Here is a 23,864-nt window from a genome sequence, read left to right on the forward strand (position 1 = left end):
GTTTTTGGCTACTGGTTGCCTTGTCGTTTTTGGTGAAATATGTCTAACCCATCCCCCTTGTCTCTAAAAGACAAATCCTTCCTTTCTCAAGTATGGTCGCTAGCACATCCATACTGGCGCAGCGACGAGAAACGTATTGCTTGGTTGCTGCTCGGCCTTGTTGTTGGTCTGAACTATTTGATTGTTGAAGTGGCGGTTCTATACAGCAACTGGAACCGTGATTTTTTCAACCTAATGCAAAATGAAGAGTGGAATAACTTCTGGAATATGCTCGGTCAGTTTGTGTTGATCATGATGGTCTACACAGTGGTTGACTTAGCTGAGGAATACTTGAGAAGAGCACTGCGTATCCGCTGGCGCCGTTGGCTTACCCATACGTTTTTGCAAGAGTGGTTGGGTGGTAAACGTTTATACCGCCACCAACTTAGTTATCCCGATAGTGACAACCCAGATCAACGTATCTCACAGGATGTGAAAGACTTTTGTGACAAGACACTATCTATGGGGCTAGGTTTACTTCGCACTGTCACCAGTTTATTTTCATTTGTGGTGATTCTTTGGAACCTGTCAGGCAGCCTAACTTTCGAGTTTGCAGGCAGTGAATGGGTTGTTCCTGGGTATATGGTATGGGTTGCGATTGTTTATTCCATCATTGGTACTTGGTTGACACACAAAATTGCCAAACGTTTGGTACCACTGAACTTTGAACAAGAGAAAAGTGAAGCTGACTTTCGTTTCCATTTAATGCGTGTACGAGAACATGCCGAATCTATTGCGCTGCAGCGTGGCGAATCCGCTGAAAACCACCGCACCCAAAATCTGTTTGGTAAGGTATGGGATAACTGGCAGCAACTTACAGGCATGAAGCTAAAATATGGCGCTTTTACCAGTGGTTATAATGAAGTTGCGCGAATTTTTCCTTACTTGGTTGCCTCACCGAGATTGATGAGTGGTGCGTTACAACTTGGCGATATGATGCAAACCGCGACCGGTTTTTATCGCGTTCAAGAAGCCTTCAGTTGGTTCGTCGATTCTTATGAATCACTTGCCGATTGGCGCGCAGTGACTGACCGTTTAATCACGTTCCACACTCAATTAGAAGCACTGCCGGCAGCGAATGTTATGCCGCATTCGAACCAACCTGAGTGGCGCGATCTCAATTTGTATTCACCGGAACAGCAGCCATTACTTGCAGAACAAAGTGGAAACATCTCTCAAAGTATTACCATCAAAGGCGTATCTGGTGGGGGTAAGAGTACTTTCATTCGTTCTTTGGCAGGGTTATGGCCTTATCAAAATGGTGAAGTCAGTATGCCAGATGACAGAGAATGCATGTTCATTCCTCAGAAGCCTTATCTGCCGAATGCTAGTTTGCGCGACATCTTGTTGTATCCAAACGGTGAATCGACGTCTGATTCAGATCTAGTGGATGCGTTAACGCTTGCTGGAGTAAGCAAGTTTGGCGATAAGCTCGATTTCAATAGTAACTGGCAACAGAGTGTGTCAGGCGGTGAGCTTCAGAAAATCATGCTGGCACGCAGTTTGGTTCAAAAACCTCAATGGCTTTTCTTGGATGAAGCTATGTCGGCACTCGATCCTGAAAGTTATCGTTCAATTCGAGAAGTATTGAAGGTGCAGCTCCCAGGTTGCTATATCGTCGAAGTATCACATCGCGAGAGTCACGAAGAAGAGCAAAACCAACTTATTTTATGCACACAAACACAATCGTTTAAATATTTATGAAGATTAACAAAATACTGATACTGGCAAGCGCGGCATTTTTGGGTGCTTGTCAGGTGATTACACCGACCAAAAATGTAGATGCGCCTTTGGACCTATCACAGACGTTGAATTTTGACAGCAATGTAGAAGTTGGCGAGCTTGAAAATGGCTTGAGCTATTACATTGCTGAAAACACCAATCCTGAATCGCGAGTTTATGTCCGCTTGGTCGTTAATGCTGGTTCAATGAGCGAAGACGATGATCAAAGAGGTGTCGCTCATATCGTTGAACATATGGCATTTAATGGCACAAAACATTATCCCGGGAATGAAGTCATTAAAGTGCTGGAAGAAGCGGGAATGAAATTTGGTGTCGACATCAATGCGTTTACCGACTTTGAAAATACGGTTTACACCCTTAACTTACCGAGTAACGATCCGGAAACTCTTGAATTGGTGATGGATGTACTTTCTGATTGGGCAAGCAATGTGACGATGCTTAAAGGGGATTTAGATGCAGAACGTGGCATTGTTTTGGAGGAGTGGCGTGCTCGATTAGGCCCAATGTTAAGGTTGGGTGATAAGAAAAGTGCGATTGAAATGGCTGGATCACGCTATGTTATGCGTGACCCAATTGGTGACCCTCATACCATTAAAAATGTATCAAAGTATCGAGTTGCGGACTTTTATACTAAATGGTATCGCCCAGACAATATGTCGGTTGTGGTCGTTGGCGATGTTCAAACTGAACAAATCAAACAGCTAATTACTCGTAAATTAGGTGATGCCAAAGCGCCTGATTCACCGTTAGAGACCGTTGATTACAGCATTCCACTAGTGGAAGGCTGGCGTAGTGAAGTGGTATCAGAAGAGGGGTACTCATCGCCATCAGTCGAGGTCAGCTTTTTCTCAACTTTCCAACCAGATCTTAGCTACGCTCGCTATCAAGAGGATCTTGCCCATCAAATAGCGACGCGTCTGCTCAATGTTCGTCTTCAACGTTGGGAACAAGATGAAGGTAACGTGGTCAACGCAGCTAACTTTTACTCGTCAAATGTAGGTAGAGAAACATCACAAGCGGTCTTCTCTCTACAACTTGTTGAAGGGCAATATGAACAAGCAACACAAGCATTGTTCCAGTTTGTTGCACAGCTTACCCAGCACGGCTTTTCTGAACAGGAAGTACATGGAGAAATCCGTCGTCTAAAAGGCGTTATTGACCGAAACCAAGACAAAAAGAATTACAGCATCGACCTTGCTGGGGATCTTATGGTTTCAGCAGCCAGCAAACAAATATTGATAGATAAAGAGCAAGCTTATCAACTTAATCAATACTTTTTAGAGCGCATCAACGTTGATCAAGTGAATGAAGCTTTCCGACGAGTTATAGAACCTAAATCGCGTTTGGTTTTGTTAACGCAGCCAACAAATAAGCGACAACCTAAACCGGAGACTGAGTGGATTGAGAGTGAATGGCAGTCGAATATGCTTAGCAAACAGCCGCGATGGGTTATCGATGATAGCCAAGCTGTGTTGCCAGTTGTTGAACCAAAATTGGGGACACTCAAACAAGAGAAAAAGTGGGCGGAACATCGAATTACTGAATATCGCTTGAGCAATGGAAGTAAACTTGTATATCGCTATAGCGACAGCAACCCTGGCCAAGTCCACTTTAAGGCGTTAACTGAAGGCGGTTTACGCTCAGTTCCTCAACAAGATTATCAAGCCCTAAAAACGGCGATCAGTCTGGTGGATGATACGGGTGTGGGTATAGTCCCACAGGCTGATATTCAAACTATCTTCCGTGGTAACCCTGTTGTGATGTCGACATTGGTAGGAGATTACCAACAAGGCTTCTCTGGTTGGGCCAAGACCGACAGTTTTGAAAGGATGTTAAAGCTATTTCATTTAAAATTGGCGGCAAGTCCAGTATCGGAAAAGTCACTAAAAGAATATCAAGTTGAGATGGAGCAGCGTTTAAGTGGCAGCCAATTTGACGGTGCAGACCGCTTTGTTAGAAAGGTCTCCGAGTTGCGCTTCCCTGACGTCCCAACAGTGTATAGCGATAATGGTGAACAAGCGACACTCTATACCGCACAAGGGCTTAGCGATATTTATCAAGAATATATCGCTGGTAAAACAGATTACACCTATTTTGTTGTGGGTGATATATCTGCTGATCAACTTGAACAACTTGCCGCGCGCTATTTGTCCTCGGTCGAGGTGAAAGAGCCTGCGAGAAATTACTACGAGCTTAGAGCGTCGTCGCCTGAAGTACGTTACAGCAAATCTGATTCTAAAGAGCCGAGAGCAGAGGTCGAGATTTACTTAGTTCAAGACTCTCAGTGGCGACCTGATAATGCTTATTACTTGGAGCTGAGCGGCGAGTTGGTTCAAGAGCAGTTACGCTTGAAGCTTCGAGAGCAGGCATCGGGAGTATATGGTGTAGCAAGTTGGTTTTGGCAATATAATTACAGCCCGCAAGCAGAAGGAAGAATCCTGTTTACTTGTGATCCTGAGCGAGTGGATGAATTGATATCACTGACACATTCGGTGTTGAGTTCAGTTGCAATGCAAGGAGCCGATGAACAAGTGCTTGAGAATAAATTAGTTCAACGCGACGACCAAATTGATCGTTATCTGCACTCAGATTTAGGCATGTTAAATGCGATGGAACAATCCTATGTACTGACTGATAGCCCACGCTTGATTCAAGCACAGCGCCGAGCGAATAGTGAAGCAAACAAGTCGAAAGTCGATGGAATTATGCGTCAGTTTTTAACTCGTGCAGATCGCTTTGAAGCTGTGTTGCTACCAGAATCTGTGACCAATTAGGTTAACTAATCATTCAACAATCATTTAAGCTGCGCACACTTGTCACTCACTTGAACTTAGTGGGAATTGATAATGATAATGATAAAGCGCGGCTTCTTTATTGGATCAGAAATATGAAAAAATACGTATTATTCGGACTACTATCTATTTGCACTTTTAACGTAGCAGCTGGTTTGGAGTTAGCGAAGACCTATCAAGATTGGGAACATTACGAGTCTAAGAGTTTTGATTCTGGAGAGGCTGTGATTCTTGGAGTATCGAGTGTTAAAAGTGATGGTAATGCAGAAACGGTCGCGTTGAGATGTACCACAGAAGGCGTGAATCTATTGTTTTTCAATGGAGTTTCAAGGCAAGAACCTGGCTATTCAGCAAAAGCTTCACTAAACAATGGTTCAGTATTCGATATGGATGTCTGGATTAAAGGGACAACACACTGGGCGACGGTACCGATAGGCCAACTTGAATCTTTTTATAGTGCTGACTCTTTAAGTGTTGAACTACAAGGGGATGCGCAAGAGGTGGAAAAGATCAATGTATCACTGAGAGGGTTTAAAACCATGTATATGACATTGGTTAAAAGTTGCAAATAGCCAATCATTTCAGATGAATAGGCATATCAATACGCTGGTATGCCTATTCAAAATTCAATGTTATCAACTCAAATTTGATGAAGGCTAGCTTTGGGCCAGCTTTAAAATAAGCGTGGCTTTTAATCCGCCCATAGAGCTTTTTTCTAAGTTGAGCTTTCCTCGGTAGCTGTGTGCCATTTCATTCACGATATTAAGCCCCAAGCCAGTTCCTGGTGTGGTTTCATCAAGTCGAACACCACGTTTGGTGACTTGCTCAAGTTTCTCTTCAGGAATGCCTTGGCCATCATCTTCAATCACCAATTCAATGTTGCCATCGTCGAGTTCATTCGAATGGACTCGGATAATGCTGCTCGCCCATTTGTAACTGTTCTCGAGTAGGTTGCCGACCATTTCATCAAGGTCGGTTTTCTCTACCGCCACTTCAATCTCAGAGTCTAGCTCGTTAATCATGGTGACTTCGTTAGCAGCGTAGACTTTATCAAACGCCATTGAGATAGCTTCAACACGCTCACAAGGTGATGACTTCACCGAAAGAATGTTCATTGCACCTGCCATGCGTGCACGGCCAAGATGATAATCTATTTGGTTCTGAATCTGATGAATGGGTTGCTGTAACAATGTTTTGTCATCGTCTGGAAGTCGCTCTATCTCATTTTTCAAAACCGACAGCGGTGTTTTCAACGCGTGAGATAGGTTTCCAGCGTGGTTACGAGCTCGTTCTAATAACTCTTGATAGTGGAAGAGCAGGGCATTGAGGTCAGAAACCAAAGGAGAAACTTCTTTCGGGTAGTTGTCGCTTAACCCTTGTTGCTCGCCGTTTCTTAACATCACCAGTTCACGTTGCATCTTACTCAGTGGCAATAGTGACCAGCTGACTTGAATACCAATCAACATCAGCACGCCCACAAACAGCAACATCAGAATCAACCAGACTTGACCTGTAAGTTCGGTTAGTGTGGATTCTAATGGGTCTTCATCAATACCAATGGTGATCGTGACAGGATCGTTCAGTTCAGGCAGATAGATATCCTGCTCGATGTAAATCAGCTTTTCTTTCTCAGGCCCTTTGATTGAAGTATGAATCGGCGAACGCTTGATGGTGAGGTCTTTGTCCCATAGAGATCGAGATCGAATAATCTGGTCTTGGGTAGCAGCTCGCCAATAAATACCACTGTAGGGTTGGTTAAACCTAGGGTCAGACAGACGCTCTGCCATGATGAGGTTACCACTGTCGTTGGTTTCTATGTTGGCGGTTAACTCGTCCATGGTTAGGCTGAGCTGTTGCTTGACGTCATCGACCAAGTAATCGTTAACCAACTTAGGTATTCCGACGCCTGCCGCTAATATCATCGCACCTAGCCAAAAAGCCGCGGCGAGGAGCAAGCGGCTTTTTAGACTGACGTTTTTAAGTGTTCGTTTTTTTAGATTCATACGTTACCAGCCTGTCTTTGCTCATCTTGCTATGAGAACAACAACGATCAGCACAGGCTGTCCACTAATTGGAGATTGCTCTTAGCTTAATTAAATACAGCATTATTCAGCATTCAGTTGGTAGCCAAGGCCACGAACGGTTTTGATGATCTTTGGTGCGATTTTCTTACGAATACGACCAATGAACACTTCAACCGTGTTTGAGTCGCGGTCGAAGTCTTGCTTGTAGATATGCTCAACTAACTCAGTGCGCGAGATAACCTTGTTTTGGTTATGCATGAAGTACGCGACAACTTTATATTCTAGCGCCGTGAGGCTAACCGCTTGACCTTGCCACAACACTTTAGAGCTGCGTGTGTCTAGGCTTAAATCACCAATTTGAAGTATAGGAGCAGCACTGCCTGACGCTCGGCGTAGTTGAGCACGAATGCGGGCTATCAGCTCGACCATTTCGAATGGTTTAGTTAGATAGTCATCAGCGCCTGCATTCAAGCCTTCTACACGTTGGGTCAGCGTGTCACGCGCACTTAAGATAATCACTGGCGTGTTAATGTTTTCGTCTCGAATGCCTTTTAATACGGTTAGGCCGTCAAGCTTAGGTAGACCTAAATCGAGAACGATGGCATCCCACTCTTCTGATGTTGCACGGTAGAGTGCGTCGATACCGTCTTGAGAAAGTTCTGGAACCCAGTCGGCTCCCTCAAGGGTTTCTAGAATTTGTTGGCCCAAGCGAGGTTCGTCTTCAACGACTAAAATTTTCATAATTGTTCTTCTTAATTCTTGTAATGACTGTTCGTTGTGCTTAATGGTCGTCGTGATCAATGGCGTCTTTAAAGTTGCGGCGCTTACTTATTCGCCGTGTTTAATTGCGTCTTTAAAGTTTCGGCCTTTAATCATGAGCATCTCTAACGTCTCGGCGTTGTATTCGACTTTGATGATGTTGTTTTGGTAATTGATTTTTAGTTCATACACCCAAATGTCGTCATCTTCTTCTAGCTCTACTTTAATGATTCTGCCATGAAGATCGTTCTCAACGGCCGCATACATTTCTGAGAAAGGGCGAATATAGCCTTCGCGTACAGCTTCGTAGACTTCGTCTTGATCTTCTTCAAATTCGATACGGGTTCCCGCTTTATGGACATCTTGTACAAGATCATGACCGTTATGATCTGAGTCAGCCCACGCACTAGCGGCGACACATAAGCCTAAGCTTAAAGAAAACATAGAAATCATAACTTTACTAAACATAGCGAATCCTAGAGAAGGTTGATAGCGTTCAGTATAAAAAAGTAATTCTGAACAGAAAGTGAACCTGATGAATAATGAGATTTAGGTTCTCAAAAAATGAGATGTTAACGTTGCTGAAGCTCGTCTTCGAATATTTTGTCTCTCATTTTCCAAAAGCGCCCGACTTTACGTGCAATCACGAATTGAGGTGGGCGGAATCTATGTTGGTGAGCAACCACTTTTGTTGGTGAGGCTTCCTCAAAAGGGCGGTGTCTGTCGGCAAGGTGAGGGCGAACAAACTGGTCTTTGAAGCTCTGCTTCTGTTTCTTGGTGGTTAGTGACCAAAATTCATGCACTTGAGCTTGGTTTTCTCCACGGTAAGTGACTTTAAGCTGCGATTTTCCTTTATCGTCTTTAAGAACGTTCAAGTCCATCTCTAAACACTCAAACACCAACGCATCTTTTAAGTTCAGTGCTTCTTTAAGTTTTTTATCTGGGTCGACTAAGGTTGCATCGCACTCATGGCAAATGCGCGCGGCAATGTCGTTGTCAGCGCCGCATTCACCGCAGTATTTGGCTCGGAAGCGATAATTACAGTGTTCGCGTTCGCCCGTGTTTTCATCGGTAAAGTAGCCTTGGCATTTACGGCCAAAGTGCTCGAGCAAGAAGCCATTGCTGTCTAGCTTGCCCCAGAAGTTATTGTTGAAGCCGCATGCAGGGCAGGGGATGGTGATGATTTCACTGTCTGAGTCGGGTTTAGGGTCGCCTACTTCAGGTTGGTAAAGATCGTAACTGTTGCCAGCATAGTCGAGCACCAAACACTCTTTTTTACCCGGCGATAAGCGTAAGCCACGGCCAACGATTTGTTGATACAAACTGATGGACTCTGTCGGGCGTAAAATCGCGATTAAATCTACATGAGGGGCATCAAAACCTGTGGTTAATACCGATATGTTAACCAAGAACTTGATTTTACGTTCTTTGAAGTCACTGATGATTTGGTCACGTTCGAGAGTTGGTGTGTCGCCGATTACGATTGACGATTCACCTTCAGGCAGTAAGCCAAGGATCTCTTGTGCGTGTCTAACAGTGGCAGCAAATACCATGATCCCTAACTTGTCTTTGGCCAGTTCAATGATCTGGTCGACAATTTGTGGGGTTGCACGTTTAGATTGCTCGATCACCATATCGAGTTCGGCTTCTTTGTAGCGGCCTGTACTTGCGGGTTTTAGCTGTGAGAAGTCATAACTCAACACTGGCGCATCGATCATGCGTGCTGGTGTTAGAAAGCCTTCGTCCAACAAGTAGCGAATCGGCAACTCGAAAATACAATCTCTGAAAAACCTAGGCTCTTCAGATCGTACTTGTCCACGCGTGTGATACTGATAAAGCCAACCCATACCAAGACGATATGGGGTCGCGGTCAGCCCAAGCACCTTGATGCCCGAATTATTCTCGCGCAAGTGAGTGATCACTTTTTGGTAGCTACTGGTCTTTTCATCGGGAACACGGTGGCATTCGTCGATAACCAACAGTGAAAATTGGTTAGAGAATGAATCGAGGTTGCGAACCACAGATTGAACCGAAGCGAACACTACTTGTTGGTCTGTCTCTTTTCGCCCTAAACCCGCAGAGAAAATTGAGCCTTTTAGCCCATAACCTTCATACTTTTCATGGTTTTGTTCGACCAACTCTTTAACGTGAGCGAGTACCAGAACTCTACCTTTCGCAAGCCTTGCTAGCTCTGCGATCACAAGGCTTTTTCCAGCGCCTGTAGGCAACACAAGAACAGCCGGTGTTTGGTGTTTTCTGAAGTAATGAATCACTGATTTTACAGAATCAGCTTGGTACGGGCGGAGTGTATACATATCGCGTCTTGTAGGGTAGAAAACAAATAGTGTGAAATAGCTCAACTAATTGAGCAAAGGTGACTATAATACCCGACTTAGATTAGTTGAGGTATTCATGCGTTTAGATAAATTTCTGTGCGATGCGTTAGGCGTCACTCGAAGAGAAGCAACACACTTATTAAAATCCAAGGCAGTGACAGTAAATGATGTCATTCAAAAAAGCGGTTCACTCAAGGTAACTGAAGAGTGCGTTGTGGAATGGCAAGGCAATGAACTGAATGTTCACGGCCCACGTTACATCATGCTTTATAAGCCAGAAGGCTTTGTTTGTTCGCATGAAGATGGCGCAAATCGTATCGCCTTTGAATTACTCGATGAAATCAAAATGGACAAGCTGCACTTTGCTGGTCGTCTAGATATTGATACGACGGGTCTTGTGTTGATTACCGATGATGGTAAGTGGTCTCACCGCATCACATCGCCAAAGCACAAATGCGAGAAGACGTACCGTGTGTGGTTGGTTGAACCTGTTGAAGACGATTACGTTGAAAAATTCAAAGAGGGCATCCAGCTTAAGAGCGAAGATGGCCTAACACTTCCAGCACACTTAGAAGTTCGTGCTGAGCGTGAAGTACTGTTAACGATTCACGAAGGCAAATACCACCAAGTAAAACGTATGTTTGCGGCACTTGGTAATAAAGTTGAAGGGTTACACCGTGAGCGTATCGGTGAAATCGAGATGGATGAATCTTTGGAGTTGGGTGAATACCGTTACCTAACACAAGAAGAAGTCGACTCTATCTGGAAGTAATCTTTTCTGCCGTAGATGTGGCCGACCAAGGATAGCGTCGGCTGATTATTTTGACTGGTACTAGGACAGTTTCAGCCATTATTACTATATGTTCATGTATGTGTGCGCATATTCGTGTATCACTGTGCGTATTCGTATATTGTTGCGTGCATGCTCGTGCTCACATAGAACCTAGTACTTAGTCGGAGAGTTATGCAAACGTCTACCCAACAGACCCCGAGCTCACAACCACAAACTCCTCAGTTAGGTTGGATGCTGTTTTTGGTTCTGGGTGCGATTGGTGCACTGACACCACTCGCCATCGATATGTACCTGCCTGCTATGCCAACGATCGCCAAAGATCTAGGCGTGACAGCGGGTGAAGTACAAATCACACTCACAGCGTACACCGCAGGTTTTGCATTAGGTCAGTTGTTACATGGTCCGTTAGCCGACAGTTATGGTCGCAAGCCTGTTCTACTGATTGGTGTATTCTTTTTTGCGGTCGCGTCTGTTGTGAGTGCGACGACTCATGGCATTGAAGCGCTAACGTTAGTTCGTACCGCGCAAGGTTTTGCAGGTGCTGCCGCCGCGGTTATTATCCAAGCGGTTGTGCGCGATATGTTCGACCGTGAAGATTTCGCAAGAACCATGTCGTTCGTTACCTTAGTGATGACGGTTGCGCCACTAGTAGCCCCCATGATTGGTGGCTATTTGGCATTGTGGTTTGGTTGGCGTTCAATCTTTTGGGTGTTGGCTATTTTTGCGGTGATCGTGATTCTCGCGGTTATCATCAAAATCCCCGAGACACTGCCTGTCGATAATCGTCAACCATTGCGCTTTAAAACCACGATTCGTAATTACGCTCGTTTATGTAAAAACCCGACCGCTATGGGCCTGATTTTTTCTGGTGCATTCTCGTTCTCTGGGATGTTTGCATTCTTAACCGCAGGCTCTTTTGTCTACATTGATGTCTATGGCGTACGTCCTGACCTGTTTGGTTACCTATTTGGTCTGAACATTGTTGCGATGATTCTGATGACGACAATCAATGGTCGAATCGTTAAGAAGGTCGGTTCTCATACAATGTTGAGGGCAGCTCTGGTCATCCAATTACTGGCTGGCGTAGGCTTACTTGTCGGTTGGGCATTGGATCTCGGGCTTTGGGGAATTGTGCCGTTTGTGATGCTATTTATTGGCACTATCTCTACTATCGGCAGTAACTCTATGGGTCTATTGCTCAGTGGTTATCCAAACATGGCAGGCACGGCTTCATCGCTTGCGGGAACATTAAGATTTGGTACTGGTTCTGTCGTTGGGGCTATTGTTGCGATGCTGCCAAGTGACAGTGCTGGGTCTATGGCTATGGTAATGGCTGCATGTGCAGTAATGTCAGCATTACTATATTGGACATTAGGAAAGAAGGCATAATGTCAAAATACTATATTGAAATTCAGAAGTTAGTGAATGATGCGCTAGGCGAGCTATACGCTCTACATAAGTCTGGCAAGGCCATTGATGCACCTATCGCGAACAACCTTTACCTTGTTCGCTGGGTGACAAAGGCAATTAAATCCCAAGCTTATGATCGCGTGATTGTGCCTGACTTGGTTCGCTGGCAGAAACAGGGTCGCTCAAAAGGCAATAACTCTGATTTAACTTTTACCTTTAAACGTATTTCTGCGTTTTACGGGCGTTTTTTCCCTGAGGGCGAAGAGCCTAAAGCGCTAAAAGACAGTGACGTTGAAGCGTTCATGGACAAAATGTACGAGATGGGTTGGAGCGTATCGAGTGAAGATGAGCTAACGACTGGCGGCAAGATTCAATTCTTCACCGATGGTGAGCACTCTTTTGCTTTGTGTGGCAAACAGTGTGACGACTCTTTCGACGGTGAGTTGATGGTTAAGCCTATGAATTGGTTTGTTCGTGGTAACCACGCCGAGTTCATTCAAGCAGCGATGGAAGCGGGTTTCATGCTTCACAAAGTAACGGACTACAAGTCTGCGGTGAAGTATCACGGTGAATACATTGTTTACCCTGCTAACCAAGGCAACCAACTTGCAGAGATCCCAATTAGCGTTATTGGCTAATAGCGGATTCGGGATACGAGATGAGAGATACGAAGAGCGGAATTATCCGCTCTTTTTTTGCCTCTCATAGCGCGTGTCGCAAATTTGCTGTTAAGTCTTTTCGCATCTCGACAGACGAATCTGCTTTTAATCTCTTCGCATCCCGTATCCGCTTTTAATCGTTTCGCATCTCGTTACTCGAATCCCGGATCCGCTTTTAATCTTTTCTCATCTCGACACTCGAATCTCGCATCTGCTCTTTAGCCTGCTTCTCAATCGCTTTAACCATGCCTTTAAAGATAAACAGGTGGGCTGGCATCATCGCAAACCAATACAGTAACCCTAGAAAGCCTTTTGGATGCCACCAAGCTGATATGTTCAGTTCACGTGAATCACCGTGGTCAGAGACGGTAATCTCGAGTCGCCCCAACCCCGGGCCTTTCATACCGAAAAGCAGAGATAAAAACTGGTTTTCTTCACAACGAATGACTTTCCACGAATCGATTTTGTCGCCGACTTTTAGGGTAGGCCCTTCAGGCATTTGTCGAACCGGTACACCACCGCCAAAGAGAAGATCTAACCATTCGCGTGTGCGCCATAGAGCATTAGCAAAGAAGTAACCTTGCTTCGGGCTTCCTATTTGCTGAGCCACCTGCCAAAGGGACTCTAAAGATGCGCTTGAGGTGATACTTGCGCCTGTTTTCTTAGGATAATAGCCATAACCAGCTTGCCAGCGTTTGAAGGCGGTCTTATCAAAGCCCCAAACATTACTTTTCACGAAGTTTCCTTCAGCGTGAATCGCTTGCTCAACCATATTTTCGAACGAGATAAGCTTCTGAGGGTACTTTTCTCTAATGATGGTCGAACTGGCAATAAAGTCATGTTTTAAGCCCGCGAGAAGCGCTCTGCCTATGTTAGACGGAACAGAAGTCACAACGCCTAGCCAATATGACGCGATTGAGGGCGTGAGGAGTGACGTCGCCCAAAGCCTGAGTGGGCGATCGGCTGTTTTGGCAATGTGAGCAAATTGATTTCGATAAGAGACAATGTCTGGCCCGCCAACTTCGAAGGTTTGGCTTTCGCTAGGCGTGTCCTGTGCGAGTTTTAGCAGATAGTGGTTCAGGTTCTGCAAGGCAATAGGGTTGGCTTTAGAGTCGACCCATTTGGGCGCAATCATGATAGGCAAGTTGTACACGAAGTCTCGCATGATCTCGAACGCTGCAGAGCCTGGACCAATGATCACGCCTGCTTGCAGTTCAGTGACGGGGACTGGTCCTTTGCGTAGCAGTTCTCCGGTTTTCTTTCTCGCTTGAAGGTGTTCTGAATCACCCGTTTGCGGCTGAAGCGAACTCAGGTAGATGACGTGTTGATTCTTTGGCCCAAGAGCTGAAACAAAGTTACGTGCCAAATTCAGTTCATAATCAATAAAGTCGTGGCCTTCTGCCATCCCATGGACGAGAAAGAAGACAAGATCAAAATCGGGGACTAATGCTTGTGTTGCGGCTTGATTTGCAAGATCAAGATACTCTAGTGACAAGTTGTCATGAGGTTCGGTTCGTGCCTTTAAATAGTCGATATGCCTTGCTGCAGCAGTGACTTGATAGCCTTGCTCAAGCAGGAGAGGGAGGAGCTGCGAACCAACATATCCAGAAGCGCCTAAAACCAGTACTTTCTTCATTGTTACTCCATTTATATCTGTGGTTAAAAACCGAACATTGATATAATAGCGCGATATTTATCTTTATTCATCAATACGTTCCGTTTAGGTATCCCTATGTTGCTCTCTTCAATTATTCATCACACTCGAGGTGATTTTGTTCGTAGGCTTATTGCGATTGCTTTGCCTATTGCTTTGCAGAGCATTATGTTTTCAAGCCGAGGCTTAGTCGATGTGTTGATGTTAGGTCAGCTTGGGGAAGCAGACATTGCGGCAGTGGGGGTTGCGAGCCGTGCAATGTTTGTGACGACCATTATGCTAGTGGGTGTCACTACGGGCGGCGCTTTGCTAACGGCTCAATATTGGGGCGCAGGTAACAAACAAGGTGTCAGAGAAAGTACCGCACTGACGTGGTTAGTTTCGACCCTGTTTGCGTTGCTGACCATTGTTTTCTTTGTTTCTTTTCCTGCGCAAATCATGGGCGTGACGACCGACTCTCAAGAAGTCATCAGCCTCGGCGTTGAATACATCGTCATCACCTCATTCAGCATGCTGGCAGTGTCGTGCGTCAGCAGTATGGCGGTAGGTTTGAGAGCGATGCATAAACCTGGGTTAAGCACTTTCTTCAGCGGTATCGGCATTCTGTCTAATGTGTTCTTAAACTGGGTGCTGATCTTCGGTAACTTGGGCTTTCCATCGCTTGGAATCAAAGGCGCAGCGATTGCGACGGTATTGAGCGGGGCCATTGAAGTGGCGACCTTATATGGCTACCTCTATTTCTCTAAACACCTATTAGCTTTTAAACTTTGTGATATCAAAGCGGCTGCAACCGTTGAGAAAGTCGTTCGCTTCTTGAAGTTGTCTTTGCCTACCACGTTTAACTTCTTAGCGTGGGCGGGTGGCTTGTTTGCTTACCACGCGATCATGGGACAATCGGGTGTTCAAGGTTTGGCTGCGCTTTCAGTCATGACGCCGGTTGAATCTATCTCATTGAGTTTATTGATTGGCCTGTCCAATGCCGCGGCTGTTTTGGTGGGTAACCAACTTGGTGCGAAGAACAATGAAGCGGTTTATTATCAAGCACTAGGTTTAACGATTCTGTGTTTCTTAACCAGTATTGTTGTGGCGATTTTTCTCTATTTCGTCCAAATGCCAATATTGAATGCGTTCAGTGCGTTGACTGAAGAAACCAGAGCCCTCTCTGAGAAATTCATTCTCATTCTCAGCGTGGGTATTATTATTCGCTCGGTACCGCTGACTGTGATCGTTGGTGTGTTGAGAGCGGGTGGTGATGTGAAGTTCTGTCTCTATCAAGATTTGATTGCTCAATGGGTGATTGGTATTCCACTGGCTGCGATTGCGGCTATCTATTTAAAGTTTCCACCGGAGTGGGTGTATCTGCTTTTCCTCACCGAAGAAGTGATTAAGTGGGGTGGGTCGCTCTATCGCATGAAAACAAGAAAATGGATCAAAAACTTGATAGGAAGTTGAAGTAGGGCGCATCGATCACATCACTTTATCGTTGGTGTGTGATCTATCTTTCAAAATACTTCCTCCTAACAGGGAATTAGTGTAGATTCTCCTTCCAAATTCTAACTAATGTGAGCTGTTTAATGTTAAAGCTGTCAGACCTATGTAAAGGCTATGTCGACGGGGGGGAATTTCACCCCGTTTTGCAAGGTGCTGAACTAACATTAAACCAAGGTGACCAGCTTGCACTAATGGGCGAAAGTGGCTCAGGTAAAAGTACATTACTGAATCTTATCGCGGGTTTAGACCTAGTAGACTCTGGCGAAATTGCTTTCCCAAACTTCAATATGCACGATTCGACAGAACGTAATCGCACCGCATATCGCCGAAATAATATTGGTCACATCTTCCAGCAATTCAACCTACTTCCAACGCTTAATATTGCTGACAATATTCGTTTTTGTCGCCAGTTAAAAGGCTTGCCTGAAGACAAAGGCCTCTGGAGACAGATTCTTTCTGCTTTAGACCTTATGCCTTTACTTGGGCGTTACCCTGAAGAAGCGTCTGGTGGTCAACAACAACGCGCAGCGATTGCTCGTGCTCTGTACATGGAACCTAAAATTCTGTTAGCCGATGAACCGACGGGAAGTTTAGATGAGCGTAATGCAGAAGCGGTAATGCGTTTGTTGACCTCTTTGGCTCGCCAATTAGAATGCACTTTGTTGTTGGTGACACACAGTGAAAAAGTAGCACAGCACATGGACGGCAGAATTCGCCTACAAGGAGGGCAACTGCATGTTATGGCCCGTAGTTAAGGCACTACTCGGTCACTATCGACGCTACCCACTTCAGATTATTTTGGTATGGCTTGGTTTAACCCTTGGCGTATCACTTTTGGTTGGTGTTACTGCTATCAACCAACACGCCAAGCAAAGCTATGCGCATGGCGAAAAACTCTTTTCGAATCCTCTTCCTTATCGTATTCGACCAAAACACAACGCCAATAAAATCCCGCAAGGTTTTTATATCCAGCTTCGCCGTGAAGGCTTTCAACAGTGTTCTCCTTTTGACCACCATCGTATCACTGATGAAAATGGCGCGAACTTCATGCTTATCGGCATCGACCCTGTGTCTATGCTTCAACTTCAGCCGGGTGTTGCGTTAAAAGATCTCACTACGTTAAACCTCATGAAGCCGCCATACCCAATCCTTGTGAGTGATGATCTTGCAGAACACATGGAATGGAATAATGGGGACTACATTCCTCTCATGGATGGTTCTGAGCTTGGTCCTATCGCTGTTGATCAAAAAAATCTGATTGATGGTACAAGGCTGATTGCAGATATCTCTTTGCTCAGAATGCTTAAACGCAGTGCTGGGCTGTCTGTGATTGCGTGTTCAGATATGTCGCCTGAGAAGTTTGAGCGTCTTAAAAACATGCTGCCTAATGGTTTGACGATCTCTCGCAGCTCTAAAGCTGAGCTTGAGTCGCTGACCAGCGCGTTCCACTTAAATCTAAAAGCGATGGGTATGCTGTCGTTTGTGGTTGGCTTATTCATTTTCTATCAAGCGATGTCGCTGTCGTTTATTCAGCGCCAACCGTTAGTTGGAATCTTAAGACAGACGGGTGTGTCGGGTTGGCAACTGGCTAAAGCGCTTTGTTTAGAGTTACTGTTATTGGTGGTATTGAGCTGGATCTGCGGCAATGTATTCGGTGTCATGTTGGCAAACCAACTGTTACCAGCGGTATCTTCAAGTTTAGGTGATTTATATGACGCCAACGTTGGTTTAACTATCGACTGGAATTGGCGATGGAGCGGTTACAGCTTATTAATGGCATTGCTTGGTGCATTCCTAGCGTGTGCTTGGCCATTGGTTCGTCTGCTTCGTTCACAACCGATCCGTTTGACCTCTCGTTTATCTTTGATGCGCTTTGCTGGTACTGAATTCACTTGGCAGGCTTTGATTGGTTGTGGTTTCTTGGTTGCAGCTGTCGCTGTGTATCAAGCGCCTCAGACTCAAGAAACGGGTTTTGCGATTATCGCGCTGATGCTTGTTAGTGTGGCTCTGTTTACGCCGTTCTTGATGTGGAAGCTATTTAACAGCCTGTCTTATTCATTACGTTGGGTTCGTGCTCGTTGGTTCTTCGCGGATGCCGCTTCAAGCATGAGTTACCGTGGTGTGGCGACAATGGCGTTTATGTTGGCGCTAACCGCGAATATTGGTGTAGAAACCATGGTCGGCAGCTTTAGAGATACCACAGATAAATGGTTAACACAGCGCTTGGCGGCAGATCTTTACATCTACCCAACCAACAATGGTGCTGCTCGTATGAGTAACTGGCTGTCAGAACAACCTGAAGTGGATTCTGTTTGGTGGCGTTGGGAGAAAGATGTTGCATCTCCTGTTGGTAGTATTCAAGTGGTCAGTACTGGGCCTTCTGAAGGTGAGCTAGAAGCGCTGACGATCAAGTTAGGTATTCCTAATTACTGGTACCACTTACATCACTCTAAAGGTGTGTTGATCAGCGAGTCGATGTCTCTCAAGTTGGGTATTCGCCCAGGTGACTACATCGATCTCTATGACAATCTTGGCTCTGGTTGGCAGGTTGTCGGTGTGTATTACGATTACGGTAACCCTTACCATCAAGTCATGATGTCGCATCGAAACTGGCTGTATGGATTTGCAGGGCGGGGCAATGTGGGCCTTGGCGTAATACTCAAAGATGATGTGAATTCAGTAGGGCTTCGAAGCCGCTTAGAAAGCGTATTCAGGCTTGGCTCTGAGCGTGTTTTCGATAACAACAATATTCACAGTCAAGCGATGCGTGTGTTCGATAGAACGTTCGCGATTGCAGATACATTGGGTAACATCACATTGGTCATCGCAGTCTTCGGTATCTTCTTCGCAACTGTTGCGGGTGAAGTGTCTCGACAAAGGCATATATCTTTACAGCGCTGTTTAGGTGTCTCAGCCAAAGAACTGATTCTGACCGGTAGCTTACAACTGTTTGTGTTCGGGCTTATTTCCTCCTTAATTGCGATTCCGCTCGGCTTAGCGTTGGCTAGTTTGATCGTCGATATCGTGATCAAGCAGTCTTTTGGGTGGTCACTCGAGTTGCAAGTGATTCCCTGGGACTATTTACAGACATTTGCGTGGGCTATGGCAGCATTGATGTTAGCTGGTGCTTTGCCAGTGATGAGAATGATTCGGAACACTCCGATGAAATCACTGAGGGATGCGCTTTAATATGCTTCAACGAAATGGCTCAACGAAATTCAGACACCGATTTGTCTCTTCTCTATTATTGATCGGTTTCTTTGGCACGATTTTAGGTGTCTGGGCATACTACTCTTACTTTGTTGATGTTGGCGAGAAAGGTGTGAACGAGGTCAACTCAGTGCTTGTAAGCGAGCACTTTAATGTATTCGAGCCTGTGTTACCTGACCGCAGCGTTTCGTTACCTCGAGACTTCCAATTCCACCCAGAATTTCAACACGAGTGGTGGCATTACTTTGCTTCTCTAAAAGGGGATGATGGCAAAAAGTACTCGGTTCAATGGAGCTTCTTCCGAATAGCGACTGACGAACGCGAGACGCCGGGGTGGCAAAGCCCACAGGTCTATATTTCAAATGTCGTGATCTCTTCTGATTCTAAGGTTTGGAAAGAGCAACGCTTAGCGCGTGGTGGTATTGGCCAAGCGGGAATGACCAGTCGTCCGTTTAGAATTTGGATTGATAACTGGAACTGGCGGGCCCTTGGCAACACACCATTTCCTGGTCGCCTTCAAGTGAAAACGGATACGTTTGGTCTTGAACTCGACACCATTGCGAAAGGGCCCTATGTGCTCAACGGCGATAATGGTTACCAGAAAAAGCACGATTTATTGCCTGTCGCGTCTTATAACTTCAGCGCTCCATTTTTATCTCTAAGCGGTGTATTGAATCTGGACGGCGTTACCAAGGAAGTAGAAGGCACAGCTTGGGTACATAAAGAGTGGGGCAGTGGCTTACTCGGAGTGGGTCAACAAGGCTGGGATTGGTTCGTGTTTAATCTCGATGATGGTACAGCGCTGAGCATTAACCGCTACCGCCATAATCAACAGCTGCCTTATGTTTTTGGAACATTGGCCACTCGTTCGGGCAAGGTGTACCAGTTAACGGACTCCGATATTTCTATCAAGCCTTTACAGAATACGACGCTACAGAATGGTAGAAGAATGCCGCTCCAATGGATTATTAACGTGCCACAGCACAATATCAACCTCACGACACGCATCAAACGCCGAGATATGTGGTTGCCATTTGTCATACCATATTGGGAAGGGCCAATTATGGCGAGCGGAAGCCATGAAGCGACAGGCTTTATGCAATTAACCGGTTACTAAAAACACCTAAGGCTATCATTTGATAGCCTTTTTTGTGCTCGTGATTTTGGTCAGCCCCTGATTAATTGTGCATACAGCCTTTGTGATCTCATCTATACTTATTTTATGGTGCATAACAACATTATGGAATATACGACGTATTGTTTAGTATTTGTAGGAAAAACCGAAGTTAAACATCCGAAGAAGTGATTATCTATCGATTACGCTTGGATATAAACTCATGGTTATTCTTTGTTATTCGTTTATTTAAATAATAAATATAAGGGCGAAATCATGACCGACGTCATCCGTGACTTCTTTAAAATGGAATCTGCTGGCGGCATCATACTAGTCATCGCTGCGGCGATCGCAATGTTTGTAGCAAACTCACCACTGAACGAAATGTACCAAGGCGTATTGCACAGTTACGTTCTTGGTATGTCTGTGTCTCACTGGATTAACGATGGCTTAATGGCTGTCTTCTTCCTTCTAATCGGCTTAGAAGTTAAGCGCGAACTTTTAGAAGGCGCATTAAAGTCTAAAGAGACAGCAATCTTCCCAGCTATTGCAGCTGTGGGTGGTATGCTAGCTCCTGCACTTATTTACGTGCTATTCAATTCAAGTAACCCTGAAGCGCTTCAGGGCTGGGCTATTCCAGCAGCAACAGATATCGCATTCGCATTGGGTATCATGGCTCTTCTTGGTAACCGAGTACCGGTCAGCTTGAAGGTGTTCCTACTAGCATTGGCAATTATCGATGACCTAGGTGTTGTTGTTATCATTGCACTGTTCTACTCAGGCGATCTATCTACGCTTGCACTAACGGTTGGCTTCATCGCAACGGGTGTGCTGTTCATGCTAAACAACAAGCATGTGACTAAGCTGAGTATTTATCTCATTGTCGGTGCAATTCTGTGGTTCGCAGTATTGAAGTCTGGTGTTCATGCAACATTGGCTGGTGTAGTTATTGGTTTTGCTATCCCACTGAAAGGCAATAAAGGGGAGCGTTCTCCGCTGAAACACCTAGAGCATGCTCTGCACCCATACGTCGCTTTTGCAATTTTGCCAATCTTCGCATTTGCAAACGCAGGTATCTCACTGGAAGGCATCTCAATTTCAAACCTTACAGGCATGTTACCGCTTGGTATCGCTATGGGTCTATTGGTTGGTAAGCCACTGGGTATCTTCCTATTCAGCTGGGGCGCTGTGAAAACGGGTGTAGCTAAACTTCCTGAAGGTGTGAATTTCATGAACATCTTCGCGGTATCTGTGTTGTGTGGTATTGGCTTTACGATGTCTATCTTTATTTCATCACTAGCATTTGGTCCAACTAACGCAGACTTTGATACGCTCGCTCGACTAGGCATCCTGATGGGATCAACGACTGCAGCTATCTTAGGTTACTTCCTGCTAAGTATTTCTCTACCGAAGACTAAGCAACAAGAAGTAAAGCTATAATTGGTAAGTAAAAGCATAGTTGGTAAGTAAAACTATATTCGGTAGTAGGTTCGCTTGATAGCGAGCCTACTCACTGAGTAACAAGCCAACTCTTGAGTAGCAAGAAGAGTCACAGAGTCATCCCTCGACTCATGTGACAACAAAGAACAAAAAAGCCGTGATGGGCAACCCTATCACGGCTTTCTTGATCTTACTGTTAAGCTGTCTTTGTAAGATAACCCGTCTTACATTTCAGTGACAATGTCACGCTATTTTTCTAGCGTGGTAAAAATGGTCCACTCTTCAACGATTTGTTCACTTAACCCAACCACGGTTGCCGTGACCTTACGGTTTAGTGCATGAGAAGTAGCATCATCACCCTCGTTTTCCAGGCGTTCTTCACCATAACCGACAATTCTCACTCGCTCTGGCTCTATACCATTCGACAGTAACTCGTCTTGAACATTGTTTGCTCGTCTTTTTGATAAATCTAAGTTGTATTCGTTGGAACCCACTTTACTCGCGTAACCTTGAATCTCTATCGATGCACTTTGGTAGGTTTCTAAGAACTCAGCCATGGTAGTGATTTGATCTGAGAAGATAGGGTTAACTTCATAGGAGTCATTGGCGAAAAGGATGTTCAGCTGTCTGACTTCTTGCGAGCTAACCGTCTCTCCACAGCCTTCGTTGTCTACCAGAGACGACGCTGGTGTGCCAGGACAGGTGTCTCGTGCATTGACCACACCATCGTTATCATCATCTTGCAGATCAGAAATTTGCTCCGCTTCTGGGGTTTCTATGTAGGGCTCTTCATTTTGGCTAGAGCAAGCACATAGCGTTATCGTTAATGCAGAAAGTAATAAATAAGGTCTCTTCATCATTAATACTCCACAGCCGTTGTCCACTCGTCTGGAATGTCGACCAGTAGAGCGTTCAATAGAGAGCCTGTCGCGTTCATTACACGGTATTTAGCGTACTGTTCAGAGTAATGCGCATCTAGATAATCTTTACGGGCTTCAAACAATTCGTTTTCAGTGTTAAGCAGATCAAGGAGTGTACGCTTACCGATTCGATATTGTTTTTCATATGCGATAACGGTTTCTGATGCCGAATCCACGTGATCAGACAAGAAATTCTTTTGTTGCAACGTCAGATCCAATGCACTCCAAGAGAGGCGAAGGCCTTCTTCCACTTGGCGATAAGCACGATCTCTCAAATCTTTTGCTTTGTTCAATTGGTAAGCAGCAGCTTCAGAATTAGCACTGTCTGTTCCGCCGTTGTACAAGTTATATCGCATTCTTAGCATCGCGAGCGTTTCTTGACTTGAGCCTTCATCGCCTCCCGCATCATCTCGCCATGATTGAGATGCCTCGATAGAGAACGTCGGGTAGTTAACCCCTTTTGATTGTTTGTACTGGAAGTGCGCTGAATCGACATCTGCAGTCGCGACTTTGATGACTGGGTGTTGGTCCAGAGCATCAACAAGGGCGTCTGATAATGACAGAGGAATCATAGAAATATCGGCTCTTGGGTAGACTAAGCCAAGCGGTTCTTGACCCACTATTCTTCTAAATTGGGTGTGTGTATCAATTAGGTTGTTCTGCGCGGCTAATAAGTTGCCGTGCGCTTTTGCAATCCTTGCTTCTACTTGAGACACATCTGCGGTTGAGCCTATGCCTGAGACTGCACGCTTTTTGATGTCTTTATAGATTTTCTTGTGGATAGCGAGGTTGCTTTCCGAAAGGGCTAAAACTTCAGTTGCTTTCACTGCGTCTAAGTAGATCTGTGTGACCTCTAGCGCTTTGTCTTCGGCATCCGCGAGCAATTGCAAACGAACCGATTCTGCTTCTGCGGCAGTACGATCAATATCATTGAGAGTCGATGAACCATCCCACAGCAACTGAGTGAGGGATATCGTGGCTTCCTTTCGTGTGAGATCCGTATCAGGACCATTGTTTGGCGCAGGGTTAATGCCTTCATAACCAATACCAGCATCGAGGTCGATACTAGGTCTATAAGCACCGCCAGCGGCGTCATTTCGTTTCCGTACACTCACAAACTCATTAAAGATACTCTTTATCTCAGGGTTAGTAGCCAAGGTAATGGCGACGGCCTGTTCTAAAGTTTGAGCAGAGAGTGGAGCTGCAATAACCAAGCAACACATAATGGGTAATTTCAACAGTCTCAAAGTAGGTCTCCTTCTACTTTTAAAAGCTCCCGCCGCTTCCCAACAAGCGTTTAACTACTTAATTGAAAAGGGTATTAAACGAAGCTTAGGACATCTGCAAGAAATTGCTAAGTTTGTTGGCTTTATTTCGAATGTAAGTCCCTATCCTTATTGATTAATTTGCCAATAGTAGCAAGTGGCAAGCTTCGAATGGATGCACTGTAAATAGAGGAAACGTAGTATTAGGTTTGGGC

At 45.2% G+C, this 23,864-nt stretch carries 18 protein-coding genes; 11 read left to right on the top strand and 7 right to left on the bottom strand.

Annotation, left to right across the window (positions count from 1 at the left end):
- Positions 1-39: 39 nt before the first annotated feature.
- The 3 genes from NX845_RS01055 to NX845_RS01065 all read left to right on the top strand — a co-directional run bounded on the left by NX845_RS01055 (position 40) and on the right by NX845_RS01065 (position 5,146).
- A complete protein-coding gene (locus NX845_RS01055; protein WP_065681245.1) occupies positions 40-1,743 on the top strand; it encodes an ABC transporter ATP-binding protein/permease in 1,704 nt (567 codons plus the stop codon).
- Entirely contained in the window at positions 1,740-4,556 is a 2,817-nt protein-coding gene (locus tag NX845_RS01060) for a M16 family metallopeptidase (RefSeq protein WP_065681246.1), read from the top strand. The genes NX845_RS01055 and NX845_RS01060 overlap by 4 nt, the downstream gene beginning before the upstream one ends.
- A gap of 113 nt (positions 4,557-4,669) precedes the next feature.
- Positions 4,670-5,146: a hypothetical protein gene (locus tag NX845_RS01065; protein ID WP_065681247.1), complete on the top strand. Its 477-nt coding sequence runs from the start codon at positions 4,670-4,672 to the stop codon at positions 5,144-5,146.
- Between the two features lie 84 nt (positions 5,147-5,230).
- On the opposite strand, the gene NX845_RS01070 is transcribed toward NX845_RS01065, so the two are convergent.
- From NX845_RS01070 to NX845_RS01085, 4 genes are all read right to left on the bottom strand, one after another.
- Positions 5,231-6,577, bottom strand: a complete 1,347-nt coding sequence (locus NX845_RS01070; protein WP_065681248.1) for an ATP-binding protein — start codon at positions 6,575-6,577, stop codon at positions 5,231-5,233.
- Positions 6,578-6,679: 102 nt separating this feature from the next.
- Positions 6,680-7,339, bottom strand: a complete 660-nt coding sequence (locus tag NX845_RS01075; RefSeq protein ID WP_004734666.1) for a response regulator transcription factor — start codon at positions 7,337-7,339, stop codon at positions 6,680-6,682.
- A gap of 87 nt (positions 7,340-7,426) precedes the next feature.
- On the bottom strand, positions 7,427-7,825 hold the full coding sequence (locus tag NX845_RS01080) for a PepSY domain-containing protein (protein WP_004734667.1): 399 nt from the start codon (positions 7,823-7,825) through the stop codon (positions 7,427-7,429).
- A 104-nt stretch (positions 7,826-7,929) separates the two neighbouring features.
- Positions 7,930-9,672, bottom strand: coding sequence for a DEAD/DEAH box helicase (locus NX845_RS01085; protein ID WP_065681249.1), 1,743 nt, complete (start codon positions 9,670-9,672; stop codon positions 7,930-7,932).
- Positions 9,673-9,769: 97 nt separating this feature from the next.
- Between NX845_RS01085 and rsuA the strand changes: the two genes are divergently transcribed.
- The 3 genes from rsuA (at position 9,770) to NX845_RS01100 (ending at position 12,534) form a co-directional block, all read left to right on the top strand.
- A complete protein-coding gene (gene rsuA / locus NX845_RS01090; protein WP_004734669.1) occupies positions 9,770-10,465 on the top strand; it encodes a 16S rRNA pseudouridine(516) synthase RsuA in 696 nt (231 codons plus the stop codon).
- A 192-nt stretch (positions 10,466-10,657) separates the two neighbouring features.
- A complete protein-coding gene (locus NX845_RS01095; RefSeq protein WP_065681250.1) occupies positions 10,658-11,875 on the top strand; it encodes a Bcr/CflA family multidrug efflux MFS transporter in 1,218 nt (405 codons plus the stop codon).
- On the top strand, positions 11,875-12,534 hold the full coding sequence (locus tag NX845_RS01100; RefSeq protein WP_010441495.1) for a DUF2913 family protein: 660 nt from the start codon (positions 11,875-11,877) through the stop codon (positions 12,532-12,534). Before NX845_RS01095 ends, NX845_RS01100 begins: the two co-directional genes overlap by 1 nt.
- A gap of 196 nt (positions 12,535-12,730) precedes the next feature.
- Here NX845_RS01100 and NX845_RS01105 read toward each other — a convergent pair whose 3' ends face one another.
- Positions 12,731-14,191, bottom strand: a complete 1,461-nt coding sequence (locus tag NX845_RS01105) for a DUF2867 domain-containing protein (RefSeq protein ID WP_065681251.1) — start codon at positions 14,189-14,191, stop codon at positions 12,731-12,733.
- A gap of 96 nt (positions 14,192-14,287) precedes the next feature.
- On the opposite strand from NX845_RS01105, the gene NX845_RS01110 reads away from it, so the two are divergent.
- The 5 genes from NX845_RS01110 (at position 14,288) to nhaA (ending at position 21,464) form a co-directional block, all read left to right on the top strand.
- Positions 14,288-15,661 carry an MATE family efflux transporter gene (locus tag NX845_RS01110; protein ID WP_017083326.1) on the top strand — a complete coding sequence of 458 codons (1,374 nt, stop codon included), beginning with the start codon at positions 14,288-14,290 and terminating at the stop codon, positions 15,659-15,661.
- A 122-nt stretch (positions 15,662-15,783) separates the two neighbouring features.
- The gene (locus tag NX845_RS01115; RefSeq protein WP_004734674.1) at positions 15,784-16,455 is read left to right on the top strand and encodes an ABC transporter ATP-binding protein; all 672 of its coding nucleotides are present in this window, start codon (positions 15,784-15,786) and stop codon (positions 16,453-16,455) included.
- Entirely contained in the window at positions 16,436-18,889 is a 2,454-nt protein-coding gene (locus NX845_RS01120) for an ABC transporter permease (RefSeq protein ID WP_029222149.1), read from the top strand. The genes NX845_RS01115 and NX845_RS01120 overlap by 20 nt, the downstream gene beginning before the upstream one ends.
- Positions 18,879-20,027, top strand: coding sequence for a lipocalin-like domain-containing protein (locus tag NX845_RS01125; RefSeq protein ID WP_017079058.1), 1,149 nt, complete (start codon positions 18,879-18,881; stop codon positions 20,025-20,027). Before NX845_RS01120 ends, NX845_RS01125 begins: the two co-directional genes overlap by 11 nt.
- A gap of 273 nt (positions 20,028-20,300) precedes the next feature.
- Positions 20,301-21,464, top strand: coding sequence for a Na+/H+ antiporter NhaA (gene nhaA, locus NX845_RS01130; protein ID WP_004734677.1), 1,164 nt, complete (start codon positions 20,301-20,303; stop codon positions 21,462-21,464).
- Positions 21,465-21,712: 248 nt separating this feature from the next.
- Here nhaA and NX845_RS01135 read toward each other — a convergent pair whose 3' ends face one another.
- Together NX845_RS01135 and NX845_RS01140 are read right to left on the bottom strand one after the other, a co-directional pair.
- Positions 21,713-22,324, bottom strand: a complete 612-nt coding sequence (locus NX845_RS01135; protein WP_029406074.1) for an OmpA family protein — start codon at positions 22,322-22,324, stop codon at positions 21,713-21,715.
- Entirely contained in the window at positions 22,324-23,631 is a 1,308-nt protein-coding gene (locus tag NX845_RS01140) for a TolC family outer membrane protein (RefSeq protein ID WP_017095900.1), read from the bottom strand. Before NX845_RS01140 ends, NX845_RS01135 begins: the two co-directional genes overlap by 1 nt.
- Positions 23,632-23,864 lie beyond the last annotated feature (233 nt).

Origin of the sequence: Vibrio sp. NC2, assembly GCF_025195005.1 — a bacterium.
GTDB lineage: Bacteria > Pseudomonadota > Gammaproteobacteria > Enterobacterales > Vibrionaceae > Vibrio > Vibrio splendidus.